19 protein-coding genes are annotated in these 18,350 nt (G+C 71.8%); 10 read left to right on the top strand and 9 right to left on the bottom strand.

Going from position 1 to position 18,350, the window contains the following annotated elements:
• Positions 1 to 51: 51 nt before the first annotated feature.
• Positions 52 to 1,482 carry a chloride channel protein gene (locus tag JEK78_RS03445; RefSeq protein ID WP_200263972.1) on the bottom strand — a complete coding sequence of 477 codons (1,431 nt, stop codon included), beginning with the start codon at positions 1,480 to 1,482 and terminating at the stop codon, positions 52 to 54.
• Positions 1,483 to 1,652: 170 nt separating this feature from the next.
• Here JEK78_RS03445 and JEK78_RS03440 point away from each other — a divergent pair, with 170 nt between their 5' ends.
• The 5 genes from JEK78_RS03440 to argF all read left to right on the top strand — a co-directional run bounded on the left by JEK78_RS03440 (position 1,653) and on the right by argF (position 5,829).
• A complete protein-coding gene (locus JEK78_RS03440) occupies positions 1,653 to 2,132 on the top strand; it encodes a hypothetical protein (protein WP_200262624.1) in 480 nt (159 codons plus the stop codon).
• 128 nt (positions 2,133 to 2,260) lie between these two features.
• A complete protein-coding gene (locus JEK78_RS03435; RefSeq protein WP_200262623.1) occupies positions 2,261 to 2,650 on the top strand; it encodes a cell division protein SepF in 390 nt (129 codons plus the stop codon).
• Positions 2,651 to 2,959: 309 nt separating this feature from the next.
• Complete coding sequence (locus JEK78_RS03430) at positions 2,960 to 3,430, top strand: DUF6099 family protein (RefSeq protein ID WP_200262622.1); 471 nt, start codon at positions 2,960 to 2,962, stop codon at positions 3,428 to 3,430.
• An 84-nt stretch (positions 3,431 to 3,514) separates the two neighbouring features.
• Entirely contained in the window at positions 3,515 to 4,738 is a 1,224-nt protein-coding gene (locus JEK78_RS03425; protein ID WP_200262621.1) for an arginine deiminase, read from the top strand.
• Between the two features lie 83 nt (positions 4,739 to 4,821).
• Positions 4,822 to 5,829: an ornithine carbamoyltransferase gene (argF, locus tag JEK78_RS03420; RefSeq protein WP_200262620.1), complete on the top strand. Its 1,008-nt coding sequence runs from the start codon at positions 4,822 to 4,824 to the stop codon at positions 5,827 to 5,829.
• 43 nt (positions 5,830 to 5,872) lie between these two features.
• Here argF and JEK78_RS03415 read toward each other — a convergent pair whose 3' ends face one another.
• The 3 genes from JEK78_RS03415 to JEK78_RS03405 all read right to left on the bottom strand — a co-directional run bounded on the left by JEK78_RS03415 (position 5,873) and on the right by JEK78_RS03405 (position 8,727).
• Positions 5,873 to 6,310: an ATP-binding protein gene (locus JEK78_RS03415; protein ID WP_200262619.1), complete on the bottom strand. Its 438-nt coding sequence runs from the start codon at positions 6,308 to 6,310 to the stop codon at positions 5,873 to 5,875.
• 191 nt (positions 6,311 to 6,501) lie between these two features.
• Complete coding sequence (locus JEK78_RS03410; RefSeq protein WP_200262618.1) at positions 6,502 to 7,395, bottom strand: sulfotransferase; 894 nt, start codon at positions 7,393 to 7,395, stop codon at positions 6,502 to 6,504.
• A 231-nt stretch (positions 7,396 to 7,626) separates the two neighbouring features.
• Positions 7,627 to 8,727, bottom strand: a complete 1,101-nt coding sequence (locus JEK78_RS03405; RefSeq protein WP_200262617.1) for a PP2C family protein-serine/threonine phosphatase — start codon at positions 8,725 to 8,727, stop codon at positions 7,627 to 7,629.
• Between the two features lie 638 nt (positions 8,728 to 9,365).
• Between JEK78_RS03405 and ppk2 the strand changes: the two genes are divergently transcribed.
• Positions 9,366 to 10,382 carry a polyphosphate kinase 2 gene (ppk2, locus tag JEK78_RS03400; protein ID WP_200262616.1) on the top strand — a complete coding sequence of 339 codons (1,017 nt, stop codon included), beginning with the start codon at positions 9,366 to 9,368 and terminating at the stop codon, positions 10,380 to 10,382.
• A gap of 177 nt (positions 10,383 to 10,559) precedes the next feature.
• Entirely contained in the window at positions 10,560 to 11,024 is a 465-nt protein-coding gene (soxR, locus tag JEK78_RS03395) for a redox-sensitive transcriptional activator SoxR (protein ID WP_200262615.1), read from the top strand.
• Positions 11,025 to 11,190: 166 nt separating this feature from the next.
• On the opposite strand, the gene JEK78_RS03390 is transcribed toward soxR, so the two are convergent.
• Complete coding sequence (locus tag JEK78_RS03390; RefSeq protein WP_200262614.1) at positions 11,191 to 12,441, bottom strand: low temperature requirement protein A; 1,251 nt, start codon at positions 12,439 to 12,441, stop codon at positions 11,191 to 11,193.
• Positions 12,442 to 12,676: 235 nt separating this feature from the next.
• On the opposite strand from JEK78_RS03390, the gene JEK78_RS03385 reads away from it, so the two are divergent.
• Positions 12,677 to 13,123, top strand: coding sequence for a VOC family protein (locus tag JEK78_RS03385; protein WP_200262613.1), 447 nt, complete (start codon positions 12,677 to 12,679; stop codon positions 13,121 to 13,123).
• Between the two features lie 147 nt (positions 13,124 to 13,270).
• Here the strand turns inward: JEK78_RS03385 and JEK78_RS23170 are convergent, their stop codons facing one another.
• Both JEK78_RS23170 and JEK78_RS03375 read right to left on the bottom strand, forming a co-directional pair.
• Positions 13,271 to 13,387: a DUF397 domain-containing protein gene (locus tag JEK78_RS23170; protein WP_242483252.1), complete on the bottom strand. Its 117-nt coding sequence runs from the start codon at positions 13,385 to 13,387 to the stop codon at positions 13,271 to 13,273.
• Between the two features lie 493 nt (positions 13,388 to 13,880).
• Complete coding sequence (locus tag JEK78_RS03375) at positions 13,881 to 14,057, bottom strand: hypothetical protein (protein WP_200262612.1); 177 nt, start codon at positions 14,055 to 14,057, stop codon at positions 13,881 to 13,883.
• Positions 14,058 to 14,683: 626 nt separating this feature from the next.
• Here JEK78_RS03375 and JEK78_RS03370 point away from each other — a divergent pair.
• Positions 14,684 to 14,887, top strand: coding sequence for a hypothetical protein (locus tag JEK78_RS03370; protein ID WP_200262611.1), 204 nt, complete (start codon positions 14,684 to 14,686; stop codon positions 14,885 to 14,887).
• A 190-nt stretch (positions 14,888 to 15,077) separates the two neighbouring features.
• Here JEK78_RS03370 and JEK78_RS03365 read toward each other — a convergent pair whose 3' ends face one another.
• Positions 15,078 to 15,902 carry an ABC transporter ATP-binding protein gene (locus JEK78_RS03365; RefSeq protein WP_200263970.1) on the bottom strand — a complete coding sequence of 275 codons (825 nt, stop codon included), beginning with the start codon at positions 15,900 to 15,902 and terminating at the stop codon, positions 15,078 to 15,080.
• Between the two features lie 147 nt (positions 15,903 to 16,049).
• On the opposite strand from JEK78_RS03365, the gene JEK78_RS03360 reads away from it, so the two are divergent.
• Complete coding sequence (locus JEK78_RS03360) at positions 16,050 to 17,054, top strand: ABC transporter substrate-binding protein (RefSeq protein WP_200262610.1); 1,005 nt, start codon at positions 16,050 to 16,052, stop codon at positions 17,052 to 17,054.
• A gap of 70 nt (positions 17,055 to 17,124) precedes the next feature.
• Here the strand turns inward: JEK78_RS03360 and JEK78_RS03355 are convergent, their stop codons facing one another.
• Positions 17,125 to 18,318: a M20 family metallopeptidase gene (locus tag JEK78_RS03355; RefSeq protein ID WP_200262609.1), complete on the bottom strand. Its 1,194-nt coding sequence runs from the start codon at positions 18,316 to 18,318 to the stop codon at positions 17,125 to 17,127.
• Between the last annotated feature and the right edge of the window lie 32 nt (positions 18,319 to 18,350).

The following is an 18,350-nucleotide window of genomic DNA, read 5'->3' as shown; positions in this document are numbered from 1 at the left end:
ATCGCGCGCGCCGGGCCGCCCGCCGGCGCGGCCCGCTCGGAGGCGGCGGCCTCACCGGCCCGCCCCCGTCGCCCCGGTGCTCGCGGCCCCCTCCGCCGACCCGGTCGTCCGGGCGCCCTCCGGTGCCCCGGACGGTTCCCGGCCGCCGGCGACACCACCGGCCGGCGCCCCGTCGGACCCGTCACGGCGCACCAGTTGGCCGACGACGAAGGCGACCACCGAAGCGACGACGATCAGCGGCATCTGCTCCATGGCGTCCTTGCCCATCAGCAGCGCCGCGAGCACCGCGCTGGCCAGCGGTAGACCGGTGATCGCCGATGCCGCGGCGGCGATGCCCAGGCCGAGCGCGGGTGTCGTGCCGAACCCCGGCAGTCCGGAGCACGCCATGGCCGTGGCCGTGCCGAGCAGGACGGCGGGAAAGATCGGCCCCCCGCGCAGGCTGCCCAGGGCGACCGCCCAGGCCAGTCCCTTGCAGGCGACGAGGACGAGGAGCGCCCCGACCGACCAGGCGTGCGGGTCGGCGGCGAGCTCGGCGAGCGTGGCCTGGCCGGACAGGGCGGCCTCCGCCGGAGAACGGCCGGTGATCAGCGCGTAGGCCGTGACGCTCACGCCGACCGCGACGGCGCAGGCCACGGTGCGGCGAGCCGTGCCGCCCCGGCGCGTCCAGAGGGCGGTCGACCGACCCAGTTCCCGCCCCAGGGTGACCGACACCGCGATGACCGCCGCCACCGGCACGCCCCACAGGAAGTCGCCGACGTCGGGGCCCGCCGGAGGCGGCACGCCGTCAAGGGCCAGGGCGCCGCTGCTGAGGCCGGTCCAGTCGCCGAGCCAGGTGAAGACCAGCGCGCCGGTCGCGCTGGCCAGGAGGCACGGCAGCAGCAGGGCCGTCATCCGGGCACCGCCGAGCGCCGCCCCCTCGATGAGCAGGACCGCCGCCGCGATCGGGCCGCCGAGGATGGTGGAGATGGCCGCGGTCGAACCCGCCGTCGCGACCATGGCCCGAGCCCGCCGATCGGCGTCCCGGAATCGGCGCATCGCCAGCAGGGCCAGTCCGCTTCCGATGGCCATCAGCGGTGCCTCGGGGCCCAGGACCACGCCCAGCGGCAGCGTAGCCAGCGCGGCGAGCATGGTTCCGGGCAGTTCCCGGGGACCGACCGGCGCCCCGCCCAGGCCGTCGACCGGCAGGTGGCCCCCGGAACCCGGCACGCGGGTGACGAGCGGGGCGAGGACGAGACCGGCCAGGGTGAGCGTGGGCAGCGCCCACCACCAGGGCGGTCGGTCGTGGCCGAGCGCGCCGGGAGCCGACACCCAGACCCAGTGCTGGAGTTGGTGTTGGAAGCCCACGAAGAAGAAGCACGCCGCGGCGACCGGCACGCCCAGCAGAACGGACAGCAGCAGCAGCGCCGGGTAGCCGCGGCTGAGCAGCATCTCGCGCAAGGACCGCTCGGCCCGCGGCACGGCAGCGTTGGCCGGCGTGCTCATGGTGACCTCCGCGTTCGCCCGGCCCCGGCGGCCGGTGCGGTCAGTCAACGCGACACCGTGTGGCGCCGCACGTCCGAGGCCGACGGCGCTCGCCCGTTCGGACCGCTTCGTCTGGCCGCGCGAGAACCACGCTCGCAGGATCGAGGGACTCGCGTGAAAGGACGCAGCTCATGAGCCAGCACGACGCACCCCCTCCCGGTCCCGGTTCGTCGGCCGGCGCCGCCCCCTCCGCGGGAGGCGCGCCGCCACGCCGGCGGAACGGCGACAACGGATGGATCACCGGGGGCGTCGTCTTCGCGGGGGTGCTGTTGCTGTGCAACGGCGCCTTCGCGGTGCTCCAGGGCATCGCGGCCATCGCCGAGGACGACGTCTACGCGAGGGTCGGCACCTACGTGTACGAGATGAACCTGACCGGCTGGGGCATCGTGCACGTGGTCTTGGGCGCCCTGCTCCTGGCCACCGGGTACGGTCTGTTGAAGGACATGGAGTGGGCGCGCTTCGCGGGTATCGTCCTGGCGTCCTTGAGCCTCGTCTCACAGTTCCTCTTCCTGCCGTACGCGCCGGTCTGGGCGGTTGTCGTGATGGCGATCGACGTGTTCGTGATCTGGGCCCTGGCCGGCCGCCAGAGCCTGGACGACCGGGCGACCTGACCGGCGCGTCCATCGGAACACGCGCCCCCGATCGGGCCGTCGCCGTGTCGCTGTTGGGCCGAACAGGTGACTTGGCGTAAGAATTGCCCGGTGCGTGAAGTGAAGTTGAGTCGGAGTGGGGGAGTCCGGTGAACATCCATGACGTCACCGATCGGCAGTGGGAGGGGCTCGCCCAGGTCGTTCCGTTGCGCGGGCGGGATTCGTGGCCGTCGTCGGCGGGGCACCGTTCCCTGCCCGACTCCGAGACGGAGGAGCGGCGGCGGTTGGTGGTCCTCCGGGTCAACGTCTTCGCCGACGCCCGTGAGGTCGCGGAGACCCTGATGGCCGGTGTTCCGGTTCTCCTGGACCTGACCGGCGCGGAGTCGGACGTCGCCAAGCGCGTTCTCGACTTCAGCACCGGTGTCGTGTTCGGCCTGGCGAGTGCCATGCACCGGGTCGACCGCAGCGTGTTCTTGCTGACGCCCGCCGGGACCGAGGTGACCGGGCTGATGGGCCAGGCCGGAGTGCCCGGGGTGTGAGGGCGCCCCGGGCGCCGGGTGGTCGAGTCTCGCGCGTCGGCGCTCCCCGGGCCGAGGGAGTGCTCGCCCGGAGCGGGACGTTCGGGGCCCGACCGGACGGGGTGGGGGCGTGCCGGCCGCGCCTCGGAGAACCTGCCGATTACTCTTGGTAGCTGTCAATCTGCTTGAAACCGATTTGTTGTCCATAGATTTCCGTCTTGCTCTGGCTTTTGGCCCCCTTCACCCTCACTCTGGGTAGTGAGAACGGGGTTCGGGTGGATGCGTGGAGTCGCGTGTCGAAGGACGGCCGAGGACGGACGGGGGCATCGCATGGACGCTGTGCGGCTCATCCTGACGAGCAGGCGTGCCCTGACCGTCGGCGGTGACGCACCGGAGATCCTGGCCGAGGTCTGGCAGGCGCAGGCCTTGGCGCAGGCCATCGGCAGTCGACTGGCGGTGTCCGGGCCGCCGGAGTTGCGAGGTGAGGCGCTGGGGCTCACGGAGTTGGCCGGTCGTGGGTGCGGGGTGCTGCGCGCGCCGACGTTGGGGCCGGGCGAGCTGCGGGCCGCCCAGCTCACCGACATGGGCGATGCCCGCCAGGCGTTGATGCGCCTGGGTGCCCTGCTCGGCGAGATCGGCATCGCTCTCGTCGGGATCGCCTGCTCGGCGGACGACGAGGCCACGTACTGGCAGTGCGTGGAGGCCATCGACGCCGCCGACGAATGTCGGGACCGGGTCCGGGGGATGCTGCGCAGGCTCGACGAACGCGACGCGGCGCTCGCGGAGCGCGAGGCCGGCTGACACGGGCCCCCGGGAGGTTCCGGTGGCGGCGGTCCGTTTCGCGCGGAGGGGATGAAGACCCTCCCGGCGGGTGAGGATGGACCCATGGGATTCCATGTCGACTCCGAGGTCGGGCGGCTCGGCCGTGTCATCCTGCACCGCCCGGACCTGGAGCTGAAGCGGCTCACCCCGAGCAACAAGGACGCGCTCCTCTTCGACGACGTGCTGTGGGTGCGTCGGGCCCGTGCCGAGCACGACGGCTTCGCGGACGTGCTCCGTGACCGAGGCGTCGCCGTCCACCTCTTCGGCGACCTGCTGGCCGAGACGCTGGCCCTGCCGGCGGCACGAGAGCTGGTCCTGGACCGTGTCTTCGACGAGAAGGAGTACGGGGTACTCGCCACCGATCACCTGCGGGCCGCCTTCGACGCCCTGCCGGGTCGTGGTTTGTCGGAGGTGCTGGTCGGTGGCATGACCAAGAGGGAGTTCCTGGAGTCGCACGCCGAACCGACGTCCGTGCGCTTCCACGCGATGGAGTTGGACGACTTCCTGCTCGATCCGCTGCCCAACCACCTCTTCACCCGCGACACCTCGGCCTGGATCTACGACGGAGTCGCCATCAACGCGATGCGATGGCCCGCCCGTCGGCGCGAGACCGTCCACTTCGAGGCGATCTACCGCCATCACCCGCTCTTCGCGGAGGAGTCCTTCCCGCTGTGGTCCGAGGGGCAGGCTGACTACCCCTCGACCATCGAGGGCGGCGACGTGCTGGTCATCGGCAACGGCGCGGTGCTCATCGGGATGAGCGAGCGCACCACGCCGCAGGCGGTCGAGATGCTGGCGCACAAGTTGTTCGCGGCGGGGTCGGCGCGCGCCATCGTCGCCCTGGACATGCCCAAGCGGCGCGCCTTCATGCATCTGGACACGGTGATGACGATGGTCGACGCCGACACCTTCACCCAGTACGCCGGTCTGGGGATGCTCCGTTCCTACACGATCGAACCGGGAGTGGGGGATCGTGATCTCAAGGTCACCGACCACCCGCCGGAGCACATGCACCGGGCCGTCGCGGCCGCGCTGGGCCTGAGCGAGATCCGGGTGCTGACCGCCACGCAGGACGTGCACGCGGCCGAGCGGGAGCAGTGGGACGACGGGTGCAACGTCCTCGCGGTGGAGCCGGGGGTGGTCGTCGCCTACGAGCGCAACGCCACCACCAACACGCATCTGCGCAGGCAGGGCATCGAAGTCATCGAGATCCCGGGGAGCGAGCTGGGGCGGGGGCGGGGCGGGCCGCGCTGCATGAGTTGTCCGGTCGAACGGATGAGCGCATAAAGATGTCGGGGGCTGTATAGTATTCCGCTCAGGCCACGACTCGTCCCGCCCTCCCGCCGCCCCGAACCCCTGGAGCACCCGCCATGGCGACTGTCCCGACCCCCCTCGCCGGCCGTCACTTCCTCAAGGAGCTGGATTTCGCGGCCGAGGAGTTCCTCGCCCTGGTCGACCTGGCGGCCGAGTTGAAGGCGGCCAAGCGGGCCGGTACGGAGACGCCGTACCTGCGGGGTCGGAACATCGCGTTGATCTTCGAGAAGACCTCGACTCGCACCCGCTGCGCCTTCGAGGTCGCCGCCGCCGACCAGGGGGCCCGTACCACCTACCTGGAGCCCGCGGGCTCGCAGATCGGGCACAAGGAGTCGGTCAAGGACACCGCGCGGGTCCTCGGGCGCATGTACGACGCGATCGAGTACCGCGGCCACGGACAGGCCGTCGTGGAGGAACTCGCCGCCCACGCCGGAGTGCCGGTCTACAACGGGCTCAGTGACGAGTGGCACCCCACGCAGATGCTGGCCGATCTGCTCACCATGACCGAGTACGGCTCCCGCCCACTGGAGCGCACCTCCTTCGCCTACCTCGGAGACGCCCGGATGAACATGGGCAACTCCTACCTCGTCACCGGCGCGCTGCTGGGCATGGACGTGCGGATCGTCGCGCCCCGCTCCTACTGGCCCGCCCGCGAGGTCGTGGACCGCGCACGCGCCCTGGCGGCGGCCCGCGGCGCCCGGATCACCCTCACCGAGGACGTCGAGGAGGGAGTGCGCGGGGTCGACTTCGTCGCCACCGACGTGTGGGTGTCCATGGGGGAGTCCCGCGAGGTCTGGGCCGAGCGCGTCACCGCCCTCGCCCCCTACGCGGTCACCATGGACGTGCTGCGTGCCACGGGCAACCCCGACGTGCGGTTCCTGCACTGCCTCCCGGCCTTCCACGACCTGGGCACCGGGATCGGTCGCGAGATCCACGCGTCGCACGGCTTGGAGTCCCTGGAGGTGACGGACGAGGTGTTCGAGTCGGAACACTCGGTGGTCTTCGACGAGGCGGAGAACCGGCTGCACACCATCAAGGCCGTCCTGGTCGCCACGCTGGCCTGAGCCCGCGTCCGGGACCCTCGAACCGAGCGGCGGGCCTCTCGCGTCACCCCGGCCGACGCGGCGAGGGCACGACGGGAAGCCTGAACCAGACCGCCTTGCCTCGTTCGGTCGCCCGATGGCCACAGGACGAACTGAGCGTCCGGATCAGCAGCAGTCCGCGCCCGTGCTCCTGCCAGGGGTCCGGTGGGGTGTCGACCGGGCGGGTCAGGTCGTGGGGCGGCTCCGGATCGGGGTCGTGCACCTCGACGCGGCAGCCGTTCGGCAGCAGTTCCACCACCAGCTCGATCGGCCCGTGGCCCGGGGTGTGCTCCACCGCGTTGGCGACCAGTTCCGCCGTGAGCAGTTCCGCCGTGTCGTGGTCCGCCGGGTGCTCCAGCTGGGCCAGCGCCGTGCGCACCAGCGCACGGGCGACCGGCACGGCCGCGACGGAGTGCGGCAGTGCCAGGCACCAGGATGCGGATGCGGAGATGTGATCGTGCACGGGTCTGTCCGTTCGTGGCGCGGGGACACACCGGTCCCGTCGACAACCTCACGCATCGTACGTGCTCGCCGGCGGGTCCGCTCGGCGGGCGGCCCCGAGCCGCCCGGCCGTGGGCTCGCGTCCGGCTCCGAGTCGTTCCGCGGGTCGAGCGTCCGTGAACCTCGGCCCGAATGGGATGGAATCCCCCTCTCTCAAGAGGGGGAGGATGTCAAATAGCCCCAGGAACGGCAGATCGGAAGCAGGTCGGGGGCGATCCGGTCGGCCGCGGGCAGCGCGCGCCCCGGCTGCACGGTGCCGGTTCTGATGTTCTCGCGCCAATCCCCGAGCCCCCGGACCAGATCGCTGCGCCGGCGGGCGCCGTACTCCAGCATCCCCGGTTCGTAGTCGACGCCGAGGAAGGCGCAGACCCGGCGCATCTCGCGCGCCGGGTCCTCGGTGATGTCCTCGTAGCGGACCGTGCACCCCTCGGCGCCGGCGCCCCGAGCCTCCTCCACCGCGCGCAGGTAGGGCAGGACCTCGGCGACCGCCTTGTCGTAGGGCCGTTTGACCGGGTCGCTCTCGTGCCAGGACCGCGCGCACGACTCGGGATGGCGGAGCAGGAAGACGAAGCGGGCGTCCGGCCAGGCATCGCGCAGCCGGCCGAAGACGAAGGCGTTGCCCGGAGTCTTCTCGACGATGAACTCCTTGCCCGAGGCGACCAGCTCGCGATGCATGATCCGGTCCCACAGCAGGTGCTCCAGATCGCCCTTCCCGTGCCCCAGCGCGGACATCGCGGCCTCGGGCACGCCGCCGCCGCACGTCACGGTCACCTTCGACAGGTGCAACTCGTGCGGCGCGTGCAATCGGGAATGGGCGCCCAGCATCATGCGCAGCAGGGTGGATCCCGAGCGCACCGAGGAGATGACGAACACGGGGCGCCGTGACAACCGGTCGACGGGCAGTCTCTCGGGGGTCGGGCACCGGTAGTCGGGCGGCTCCGGCGTGCTCGGCGCAGAGGACCCGCGCGGCGCCGGGAGGGGAGCTCTTCGCACCTGGAATCCGGTGGTGGCGGTCAGCGCCCGGTTCAAGCTACGCAGGAGACTCATGCGTCACGACCGTAGGGGATGCCTTCCGGGCAGAGGTCGGAAGAGCCCGCCGGGTTGCCCCTCCCGTGGAGAATGTGAGCAACGTCACCCCGTGGCGTTCCGGTCGGGTGACGTCGCTCCGTGACCCCGCCGTCCACGATCCGCCGAGGGCCTTCCGCGCCCCTCCCGCGAGGTGCGCACATCCGCCCGTGAGGCGCCCCCGCCGGGGCGGCTGTCGGGAACCCGCCCGTGTCAGGGCATGCCCTCCGGGCGCCTCGCCTCGACCTCTGGCGCGAACTCGACCAGCAACAGAGCGGAGTCGTCCGCGCCCGCCCGCCGACTGAAGGCGAGGACATCGGCCCGCACCAGGCGCAACGCGGCGTCCAGGCCCGGCGCGGCGAGCGCGTCCGCCACCCGATCGGCCACGGGGTAGAAGTGCCCCTCGGCGTCCCTGGCCTCGCTCAGCCCGTCGGTGTAGAAGAACAACCGGTCGCCCTCGCGCATCCGGACGGTCCTCCCCGTGGGCCGGGCGTCGGTGAATTCGCGCAGGCCCAGCGGCGGAGCGGGGGATCCGGGCTCGACGACCTCCAGCGTTCCGTCGGCTCGACGCAGCACCGGCGCCGGGTGTCCGTAGTTCATCAGCAGGACGTCCCCCGAGCGGTACAACTGGGCCAGCACCCCGGTGACGAAACGGTCGTCGGCGGTCCGGCGGGTCAGCGCGTTGTCGACCCGTTCGCACACGTCCTCCAGTCGCTCCCGCTCCGCGGCGGCCTCACGGAAGGCCGCCAGCACCGCCGCCGCTCCCTGCACGGTGCTCAGGCCCTTGCCCTGAACGTCCGCGATGATCATCCTGACGCCGTACGGGGACGGCACCGCCTCGTAGAGATCGCCACCGATCCGGGAGTCCCTGCTGGTGGAGGTGTACGAGGCCGCGATCCGCGCGGCGCCGATCACCGGCGGCACCGGGGCGAACAGCGCGTCCTCCAGGGTCTCGGCGACCGTGCGGACGTCCACCAGTCGCTGCTCCGCGCGCGTCCGCATGGCCGCCGCGTACCCCGCGGCCAGCGTCACGTAGGCGATGGCGGCGAGCGCCACGTACATCCGCGTCTCGCCGAAGAGCCCCGCCGGCACGGACGTCGCCAGGGAGAGCACGGCGGCGACCGCGCCCGTGGCGACGACCTGCCGCACGGTGCCGTGCGCGGCGGCGAGGGCAGGACCCACCGCGTACACCGGCAGCAGACCGAGACCCGGGCCGACGACGGTGTCCACGACCGCCACGACGGCCATCACCGCCACCGGAAGCGCGCTCACCAACCCCGGACGTCCGGGTCTGCGCAGTGCCCTCAGGCCCATCGGGCCGCCTTCCTGGTCCCGGTACGGACATCCGCGCCCGACCCGCGTCCCCGGAGAGCGGATCCCCGCGGTCCGACCGTTTCGCCGCGTCGCCACCACCAGCCTACGAAGCGCGCACGCCGCGCACATGTCGACGCGAAGGACGCCGAGCGCCCCGCGTGGCAGGTCAGGGGCGGACGCGGCGGCGCTCCCGGGGCACCACCCCCCGGCGCTCCCGGGCGCCCCCGAACCCCGGAACGGCGTCCTCGGCAGGGGTACGGCACACCGCCCCCGTAGGGTCGGGAGGGTCGGTGGACGGTTCGGTCGCGACGCATGATCGATCGGTTCTCCGTACGAGGCGGACACTCTCCGGCGCCGGCTCCGACCGCCGCTGCGAGGCATGCTGTGGGAAGGGACTCTACAAAAAGGGGCATATCGTTCGATAGAGGCTTTGGTCCCTCGTGGACCACGCGGGCGGCACCCGGGGGAAAGACCCAGCGGGTCCCCGCATCGGCGGCGCGCCTCGGACGCCCACCGGCCCGACGCTCGCCCCGAGAGGCGGCACCGCCGCTCGGACACCGAGTGTGGCGGGCCCGACCGGGGGAAGGGGTCCTGCGTCGCGACGCACGGGTCGCGACCGGGTACGAACGGGAGGCGGCATGGCGTACGCGAGAGACGAGGCGTCGTCGGCGAGGGGCGCCGACCCGGAACCGGACGAGAGGGAACTCCTCGACGGACTCCGCGTGGACCGGACCCGCCCGGAGAAGCCGGTCCTGCTCGACGCCGAGGGGAACGCCATCGAGACCTGGCGCGAGAACCACCCCTACGACCGCAAGGTCCGCCGGGCCGACTACGAACGTCGGAAGCGCGTGCTCCAGATCGAGCTGCTCAAGATGCAGCGTTGGGTGAAGGACACCGGCCAGCGCGTCGTCGTGCTCTGCGAAGGGCGGGACGCCGCCGGCAAGGGCGGCACCATCCAGCGCTTCACCGAGCGCCTCAACCCGCGCGGCGCCCGCGTGGTGGCCCTGGAGAAGCCGACCGAACGCGAGGCGGGCCAGTGGTACTTCCAGCGGTACGTCGCCCACCTGCCGGCCCGGGGGGAGATCGTCTTCTTCGACCGCTCCTGGTACAACCGCGCCGGGGTGGAACGCGTGATGGGCTTCTGCACGGACGACGAGTACCGCGAGTTCCTCGACCAGGCACCCCTGTTCGAGCGCCTGCTCACCGAGGACGGCATCCTCCTGGTGAAGTTCTGGTTCTCCGTCTCCCGCGCGGAGCAACGCACCCGCTTCGCGATTCGCCAGGTCGATCCGGTGCGCCGCTGGAAGCTGTCGCCCACCGACCTCGCCTCGCTGGACCGCTGGGACGCCTACACGACGGCCAAGGTCGAGATGTTCCGGGCCACCGACACCACGCACGCGCCGTGGACCGTCGTGAAGAACAACGACAAGCGACGCGGACGGCTGGAGGCGATGCGCAGCCTGCTCGACCGGTGCGACTACCCGGCCAAGGACCACGCCGCCGCCGGGAAACCCGACCCACTGATCGTGGGCGCCGCCGACACCTTGCTGGAGCCCGGCGAGGAGCCCACCGACCTCTCACCCACCCCGCTGATCGGCCATCACGACGGCCCGGGCTCCCACCCGGAGCGGTCGGGCTCCGGGATGGAGCGGTGAGGTGACGGCGAGGATCGATCGAGCGTCCCGCTCCGAGCGGACGAGGGCACGAGCGGAGGGGGCGACGAGGTCGGACCTCCCTTCCGGCATGGCGCCCCGGTTCCGGACGGTCGTCGGCGGTCGCCCGCGCCTCGGCGCCGCCTCCGCCCACCAAGCGCGGCCCGGTAGCCTCCGGACATGTCAGAGACACCAACGAGCCCCAGGGAACTCGCCGTCGGGGAATTGTCGGCCCGCAGCGGGGTGGCCGCCTCCGCCTTGCACTACTACGAGCGCGAAGGGCTGATCAGCAGTACGCGCACATCCGGCAACCAACGCCGGTACAGCCGAGACACCCTGCGCCGCGTCGCCTTCATCCGCCTCTCGCAGACGGTCGGGATCCCGCTCGCCACCGTCCGGGACGTCTTGGGTCTCCTGCCCGACGACCGCACCCCCACCCGGGAGGACTGGGCCCGGATCTCCCAGTGCTGGAACCAGGACCTCGACACGCGTATCCGGCGGCTGGAGGACCTGCGTGACCGACTGACGGACTGCATCGGCTGCGGCTGCATGTCCTTGGAGAGATGCGGGCTGGTCAACCCCGACGACGCGCTCGGGGCGCGTGGCCCGGGGGCGCGACGGCTGGGCCGGCACCGGGCGGTCTGACGGTCGACCGCCGGCGGGCCCACGGAGGCGGAAGTGGCTCGCGGCAGGGCCCGGAGAAGCGGCCCGGAGGCGTTCCCTCGCGCGGCGGCCCGCCTCGACCCGGCCGCGTGCCCACCCCACCCGCGCACGACCGCTCCGGTCCGCCGCGCCCGTGCCCGCCGTTCGGTCAGCGCTCGTTGACGAGCAGTCCCGTTCGCAGCCGCCGGGTGAAGGCGTAGCCCCAGGTGAGGGCGAACAGTGCCAACAGGGTCAGGGCGAGCGACCATGGTGCCGGCCGCGCCCATCCGAGGAGCAGCGAGACCATCGCCGCGCCCGCCAGAGCCACCCTCACCGGGAAATGCACCGGATGCCGAGGACGGTCCTCGTCCAGCGTGGTGAGGACGGTGCCGATCGTCAGGAGGATGACGCTGACGGAGGTGCTCAGAAGCCAACTCACGCCCGAGGGGGTACGGCTGTCCTCGGCGTGCTCGATCAGCCCGACCATGCCCGCGCCGGCGGCGGCGACCGCCATCGTCATCGGCAGGTGCGCGAAGATCCAGACGGCCAGACTGGAGCGCGCGTTGCCGGGGAGCCGGCGCGCGACGAGGTCGGCGTATGTCCACCAGAACCCGAACCCGATGCACAGCGAGATCAGCCCGGTGGTCACGACGAGGGGGTTGCGTTCGGCCTCGGACAGGCCGTCGACGACGCCGACGACGACCTCGCCGAGCACGATGATGATGAACAGACCGAACCGCTCGACCATCGAGTCGGTCACCACGTCGTACGACGGTCTGGCCCGCCAGGCCGCCACGACGACGAACTGCACGGCGCACCAGGCCGCCACGTAGGCCGCCCAGACCGCCAACCTGCCGTCCTGCGACAGCGGAACGGAGGCGGCGATCACGACGACGCCGCCCAGCATCGCCAGGAGATACCGCCGGGGGGTCCTGCGGTGCTCGGGGGGATCGTGGCGGTACACGGAGTACCACTGCCAGCTCAGGATCAGGAGGAGTACGGCGTACAGCGAGGCCAGAGCCCGTCCGTCGTCGCCGTCGGCGTGCCCCACGTACACCGCCATCAGCGACAGGACCAACATCTGGAGGAATACCAGAGACCGGGTCCGGCCGTCCTCCCGGCCGTGCAACTCGTAGAAGAGAGTGCCGTTGAGCCAGGCGATCCAGATCATTCCGAAGACCACGACGAAGGTGGCGCCGCCGCGCCAGGAAACGTCCCCGGCCAGCGAGTGTGCCGCCTGGCCGATCAGTACGACGTAGACCAGGTCGTAGAACAGCTCCAGGAAGCTGACTCGGCGATCGACCTCGATCTCGCCATGGCGCCGGGGCGGGCGCAGGAACCACCGCCGTACGCCGACGCCGACGGGAATCCGATGCCCACGGCCCCCTCCCGCCGCGCCCGGCTCTTCCACGTGTGTCATGAATATGCTCCTATGTCGTACTGTTCCTCGACCAGCCGGGCACCGTACACACGCGCCGACGTGTTCGCCAACTCCCTCGCGGCCAACCGCGGGCCAGGGCGAGCCACCTGGACGCCGCTCGCGAGACGCTCGACGGCCGAGACCGGTCACCGGTGCCGCGTGAGGCCGCGTTCCACCCGCCGCGCGGGTAGCGTTGCCGTCGGACGGTGATCTCCTACGGCGTGCGGGGCGATGGGTGAACGAGCAATTGAACCTGGTCACACTGGGCGTCGAGGACTTGGAGGTCAGTCGCCGGTTCTACAGCCTCGGCCTGGGCTGGACGCCACTCCTCGATCTGGACGAGGTCGTCTTCTACCAGGTCGGCAAGGGCCTGGCCCTGGGGTTGTTCCCCCTGTCCGAGTTGGGCGTCGACATCGGACACCCGGCGACGGCCGGGACGCCGTTCACCCTCGCGCAGAACCTCGGCTCGCCCGCCGAAGTGGACGAGGCCATGCGTCGGGCCCGCGTGGCGGGCGCGGCCGTCCTCAAGGACCCGCGACGCGCGGCGTTCGGTGGCTATCACGGCTACTTCGCCGACCCCGACGGCCACCGCTGGGAGGTGTGCCACAACCCCGGCTGGTCGGTCGCGGACGACGGCACCGTGACCCTGGCGGCTGTCGAGGGCCTGAACGCGGAGGGCTGACCACGACCGTTAGGTGGACCTCGGCGAGCCGATCCGCCGACGGCGGAGCGGTACCGCCTCCCCGAGGGTTCGGTTACCGGGTCGGGCGAGGTGATCTCGGGATGTGCGGGGCGCCCCACGCCGACGGTCCGGCACGGGGCGAGTCGATCAGTGCCGCGCGGTGTGGCCGACGAAGTCGGTCCAGACGGTGGGGGAGAGGGCCGGTTCGGGACCGGGGCGGTCCTTGGAGTCCCGGACGTGGACGGCCCGCGCCTCCACCGTCACCTCGACACAGCGCCATCCTTCTGCCCTGCCCCACGGAAGCCACCGTGTGCTTGGACTATCCGACGCGAGCACGACCGCGCCGAAGGTGCGCACACTGTCGGACGTCCCCGGCTCCCCTCCGCCGCTCGCGGCCAGTGCCGTCGTCCGGCTTTCCCTAGGCCACCGTCGGAATCCTCCTGTGCGGCAACCGCCCGTCGTACCGCTTCCGAACTCCTTCATCGTCACGGACGGTGACATGAGTTGTCCACTGAACGTGCGCGTACGTCGACGGAGCGTACGCGGATCGGTCGTGGCGTGGGTGCCCGGCACGCCCCGCCCTCGCCGCATGACAGACCCGTCCGTGTCGGTGCCGGGACGAGGGCATCGGTCGCCGACAGCGTGTTCGCGCCCGCTCGGCACGGATCCGCGGCCCATGACGCGACCCGGGCCGGCCCGTTCACGCGCATGGTGTGCTGAGGGTCGGCGCGCGGGGGCGTGAGGGCAGGCTCGGTGGTCAGCCGGCGACCAGCAGCGTCACCCCGACGGTGATTCCGATCGTGCACAGCCCCACGACGGTGGGTGTGATGGTGACCGGCGGAACGGGAGATCCGGCGAAGCCGGTCGCGGCCTCGTCCAGTCGTTCCTGGTCGGTCCCGGCCGCCCAGGCCTCGGCAGTGGTCGTGACGTCCATGGTCTCGGTGGTCCTTCCTGGCTCTCGCGCCTCGATGGGCCTCGTCCGGCGCATTCTTCCTCCGCGTCGCAGGTTTTCGGGGTCCACCGAACGGTCCTCGCGAGGGGTGAGCATCCTTCCCCCGAAGGGGGCCGCTCGCGTGGACGGGCGCGGCGGAGACCCAAGAGAGGCCCCTGCTCCCCTCGTTCGCGATGTCGTCGTGGGCCTCGCCCGCCCCGTGCTCGCCGCCTCCGCTTTCCGCCCTCGGTGTCTCGCCCGCGGCCTGTCGGCCAGTTGGGTGAGGCTGCCCTCCTCTCAGGGGGCCACGCGGTGTCCCCCTCTCGGACGCACACTCGGGGGATCGGCACCCGCTCGACGAGTGTCTAGCCTCGAAATCGACGGCGAGATCATGACCAGAGGCGACGACGGACGTCGCGCAAATCGATCTGGAAAATCCGAGGTTCGCCGAACTGGACGAGAACGACAAGGGTGAGATGTCGCCGACTCGACGCGTCGTCGCGGCCGCTCCCGGGTACGTTGTCGGGTTTGTCGCGGTGACACGGGAAGCGTCGTCACGCACACGATCACCTGAGACGGATGACCGTAGGGAGGCGTGATCGCACTCTCGCCGAGGAAGAGTGGACGGCGTGAGAACGGAGATGGGTGCGGAAATGGAGAGGATCGAAGAGAAGGTCGGAGACCTCACCGAATACCTCGGCGAGTTGCGTGAAGAATGCGAGGGGCGAGCGGCCGACGAACCCTTTGTCGCCCTCTTGGGCGCGACGGTCACCGGAGGGATCGCCGTCGTGACGCTCACCGTGGCCTTCTCCATGGTCGTGGCCGAAGGCTGATGGGATGTGAGGTGATCAGCGCGTGGTGGAGCGAGACGCGACGGCCCGGCCGGGTTTCATCGGCGAACACCCGTATCGCCGGGCTCCCCTTCGGGAACGCAGCCCGGGCCACCATCACGGTCTGCTCCGGGGCCTCCGGAAGCCCCACCGACCGCATCGACACGTCCTGGGTCGGCGTGTGGTCGGTGTCTCACCGGCGGGCCGGCTCGTCTCCTCCACGTCGTGCCGGAGCGGAGGTCGGCCCGCCGGACACCGGCACGACCACCGGTGAACCGTCGGAGGGCGCGGTCAGGATCTCGGCCTCCACGCCGTACAGCTCGCGTACCAGGGCGGCGTCGATGGTCTCGCGGGGGGCGCCCCGGGCGACGACCCGGCCGTCCCGCATGGCGACGACGACGTCGGCGTAGCGAGCGGCGGCGGCCAGGTCGTGGAGGACCATGGCGACGCTCCGGCCGTCCGCCGCGATCCGGCGCACCAGGTCGAGGACCTCCACCGCGTGGCCGATGTCCAGCGCGCTGGTCGGTTCGTCGAGGAGGAGGACGGGTGTCTCCTGGGCGAGGGCCATCGCCAGCCAGCAGCGCTGCCGTTGGCCGCCGGAGAGTTCGTCGAGTCGTCGGTCGGCCAGTTCGGTGGTCCCGGTCGCCTCCAAGGCGTGTTCGACGGCCCGCTCGTCCTCGCGGGACCACTGGCGGAACAGCCCCTGGTGCGGGTGGCGGCCGTATCGCACCAGACCGGCGACGGTGACCGCCTCTGGGGCCTGGGGGGACTGGGGCAGCAGGGCGATGTGGTGCGCGGCCCTGCGTTGTCGCATGCGCCAGACGTCCTCGTCGCCCACCAGGACACGGCCGCCTCGGGGCTCGTGCAGTCGGGCCATCGATCGCAGCAGTGTCGACTTGCCGCATCCGTTCGGTCCGACGACGGCGACCACCTCGCCGGGCGCGACGGTCACGTCGACCCGGTCGACCACCGTCCGGTCGGCGTATCCGGCGATCAGCTGCTCGGTGCGCAGTTCCACCTGGCCTGCCCCTTCGAAATGACGACCCCCTTGCACATCCGGCATGAGGTAAGGCTAACCTTATCCATCGGCGGAGGGGGAGGGTGTCGGCCGTGAGGTTCGGCCCGCCCCGCCGGTACGTACCATCCCATGAAGCATGGAGTTCCCATGACGCTGCCCAGACGTCCTTCCCCGTCCCTTCCCTTCCGCGCGGCGCGGGCGGTCACCGTGCTCGGGGCCTCGGCGCTGCTTCTGACGGCCTGTGGTTCGGGCTCCGGGGGGACGGACTCCAAGGATGCCTCCGCCTCGTCCTCGGGTTCCGGAGACGCGGCGACCAGGACGGTGAAGGACGCCACCGGGACCGCGGTGGAGGTGCCGGCCGAGCCGCAGCGGATCGTGACGCTGACCCAGGAAGACCTCGACATGGTCCTCGCGCTCGGTCTGGAGCCCGTCGGCATCACCAACGGTCAGGGCCTGGACGAGCCCCCGGCCTACCTCGCCGACCGGGTCGAGGGCATCGAGGTCGTCGGCAACCTCCTCCAGCCGGTGATGGACAAGGTGGTCGAGGCCAAGCCGGACCTCATCCTCGCCGGTGACATGCAGGACGAGCAGGTGCTGAACCAGCTGCGCGAGATCACGCCGGCCACGCTCGTCACCATGGCGCCCACCGACGACTGGAAACTGTCCTTCCGCGGGGTGGGCAACGCGCTGAACAAGCTCGACGAGGCCAACGAGGTCATCTCCGAGCAGGAGGCGGCGGCCAAGGCGGCGGGCGAGAAGCTGGGCGACGACAAGGGCGCCGAGGTCTCCATCGTGCGGTGGAACCCGGACGGTCCGAGCTGGATGGAAAGTCAGCAGTTCGCCAGCGGTGTGGTGCTGGAGATGGGCCTGAAGCGTCCGGCGGCGCAGGACAAGGAGGGCAACGCGCACACGCCGTCGCTGAGCCTGGAGAAGATCGACGAGATCGACGGCGACTGGCTGTTCCTGTCGACCCTCACCTCCGACGGCGAGAAGGCCTTGGAGGAAGTGCAGTCCAAGGCCGCGTACAAGGAACTGAACGCGGTCAAGAACGACCACGTCGTCACGGTCGACGGTTCCGTGTGGTCCACTCGCGGCGGGCCGATCGCGGCCGGTGTGGTCCTGGATGACGTCACCGAGGCGCTGGGTTCCTGACCCGGCACCAGCCCGGGACCGGCCCGGTGCCGGGCGGCACGCCGCCCGGCACCGGGCCGCGGCTCGGCCGTCACACCGCGCCGCTTCGCGCGGTGAGTCGCTCCCCGGCGAGGTCGGCGGCGGTCCAGGCCATCGCCGTCGCGCCGTCCAGCATCGCCCGTTCGCCCGTCGGGGACGCGGCGGCCTCGGCGAACGCGGCCTCGTGCGGACCGCAGGTGCCGCCGCTGATGTCGAGTACCGGGTGGATGGAGGGCACCACGTGCGAGACGTTGCCCATGTCGGTGCAGGCGAACGGCGGGCGCTCGACGGGCTCCGGCCGGCCCAGCGCACGCGCGTTGGCCTCCCACAGTCGGATGAGTTCCCGGTCGCCGCGGAAGTCGAGGTAGTCCGGCTCCGGACGTTCCAGCCGGACCTCGCACCCGGTGGCCAGGGCACCGGCGCGGAAGCACGCCTCCACCCGCTCCCGAAGCTCGGCGAGGTCCTCGGCGGCGAGCGCCCGCAACTCGTACTCGGCGCGGGCCCGATGGGGAATCGCGTTCGGGGCACTGCCCGCCTCCGTGGTCACCCCGTGCACCCGCCACTGGGGCGGCAGGTGCTGTCGCAGCAACCCGATGGCGACCTGGGCGACGGTCAGGGCGTCGGCGGCGTTGCGGCCCTCGTGGGGGTTGAGGCTCGGGTGCGCGGCGCGGCCGGTGTAGGTCACGGAGAGGGTGCCCAGCGCGAAGGATCGGAAGTCGGACATGTCGAAGGGGCAGGGATGCACCATCATCGCGGCGTCCACGCCCTCGAAGGCGCCGGCGTCCAGCATGAGCGCCTTGCCCGCCCCTCGTTCCTCGGCCGGCGTGCCCAGTACGCGCACCCGGAGGCCGAGTTCGTCCGCGACGGACGCCAGGGCCAGTGCGGCGCCGATACCCGCCGCGGCGATCAGGTTGTGTCCGCAGGCGTGCCCCAGGTCCGGCAGGGCGTCGTACTCGCAGACCAAGGCCACGGTCAACGGGCCCTCGCCGAGCGTGGCCTCGAAGGCGGTCTCCAGGCCGTACGCCGGGGCGGTCACGGTGAAGCCCCCGTCGCCCAGCACCTCGGAGCACCACGCGGCGGCGCGGTGCTCGACGAAGGCCGTCTCGGGGTGGTCGTGGAGGCGGCGACTGAGGTCGAGCAGTGTCGCGCGGTGCTCCTCGACCGCCCTCCGTATCCGGGACTTGACGTCCGTCGGGTCGTCGGGGCCGGTGGGCGCGCCCGCCGCGCCGTCGTGTGGGTGGGTCATCTGTTCCTCTTCCGGTGGACGATGGCGTGCTT

The sequence above is a fragment of the Streptomyces sp. HSG2 genome, from assembly GCF_016598575.1.
Lineage (GTDB): Bacteria > Actinomycetota > Actinomycetes > Streptomycetales > Streptomycetaceae > Streptomyces.
The sequence above is the reverse complement of the archived record's forward strand: the minus strand, read 5'-3'. Positions and strand labels throughout refer to the sequence as shown.

Bases quoted from the DNA above. Each gene is read 5' to 3' on its own strand.
- JEK78_RS03445 (WP_200263972.1), bottom strand. From the start codon at position 1,482: ATGAGCACGCCGGCCAACGCTGCCGTGCCGCGGGCCGAGCGGTCCTTG.
- JEK78_RS03440 (WP_200262624.1), top strand. From the start codon at position 1,653: ATGAGCCAGCACGACGCACCCCCTCCCGGTCCCGGTTCGTCGGCCGGC.
- JEK78_RS03430 (WP_200262622.1), top strand. From the start codon at position 2,960: ATGGACGCTGTGCGGCTCATCCTGACGAGCAGGCGTGCCCTGACCGTC.
- JEK78_RS03425 (WP_200262621.1), top strand. From the start codon at position 3,515: ATGGGATTCCATGTCGACTCCGAGGTCGGGCGGCTCGGCCGTGTCATC.
- argF (WP_200262620.1), top strand. From the start codon at position 4,822: ATGGCGACTGTCCCGACCCCCCTCGCCGGCCGTCACTTCCTCAAGGAG.
- JEK78_RS03410 (WP_200262618.1), bottom strand. From the start codon at position 7,395: ATGAGTCTCCTGCGTAGCTTGAACCGGGCGCTGACCGCCACCACCGGA.
- JEK78_RS03405 (WP_200262617.1), bottom strand. From the start codon at position 8,727: ATGGGCCTGAGGGCACTGCGCAGACCCGGACGTCCGGGGTTGGTGAGC.
- ppk2 (WP_200262616.1), top strand. From the start codon at position 9,366: ATGGCGTACGCGAGAGACGAGGCGTCGTCGGCGAGGGGCGCCGACCCG.
- soxR (WP_200262615.1), top strand. From the start codon at position 10,560: ATGTCAGAGACACCAACGAGCCCCAGGGAACTCGCCGTCGGGGAATTG.
- JEK78_RS03390 (WP_200262614.1), bottom strand. From the start codon at position 12,441: ATGACACACGTGGAAGAGCCGGGCGCGGCGGGAGGGGGCCGTGGGCAT.
- JEK78_RS03375 (WP_200262612.1), bottom strand. From the start codon at position 14,057: ATGGACGTCACGACCACTGCCGAGGCCTGGGCGGCCGGGACCGACCAG.
- JEK78_RS03360 (WP_200262610.1), top strand. From the start codon at position 16,050: ATGACGCTGCCCAGACGTCCTTCCCCGTCCCTTCCCTTCCGCGCGGCG.
- JEK78_RS03355 (WP_200262609.1), bottom strand. From the start codon at position 18,318: ATGACCCACCCACACGACGGCGCGGCGGGCGCGCCCACCGGCCCCGAC.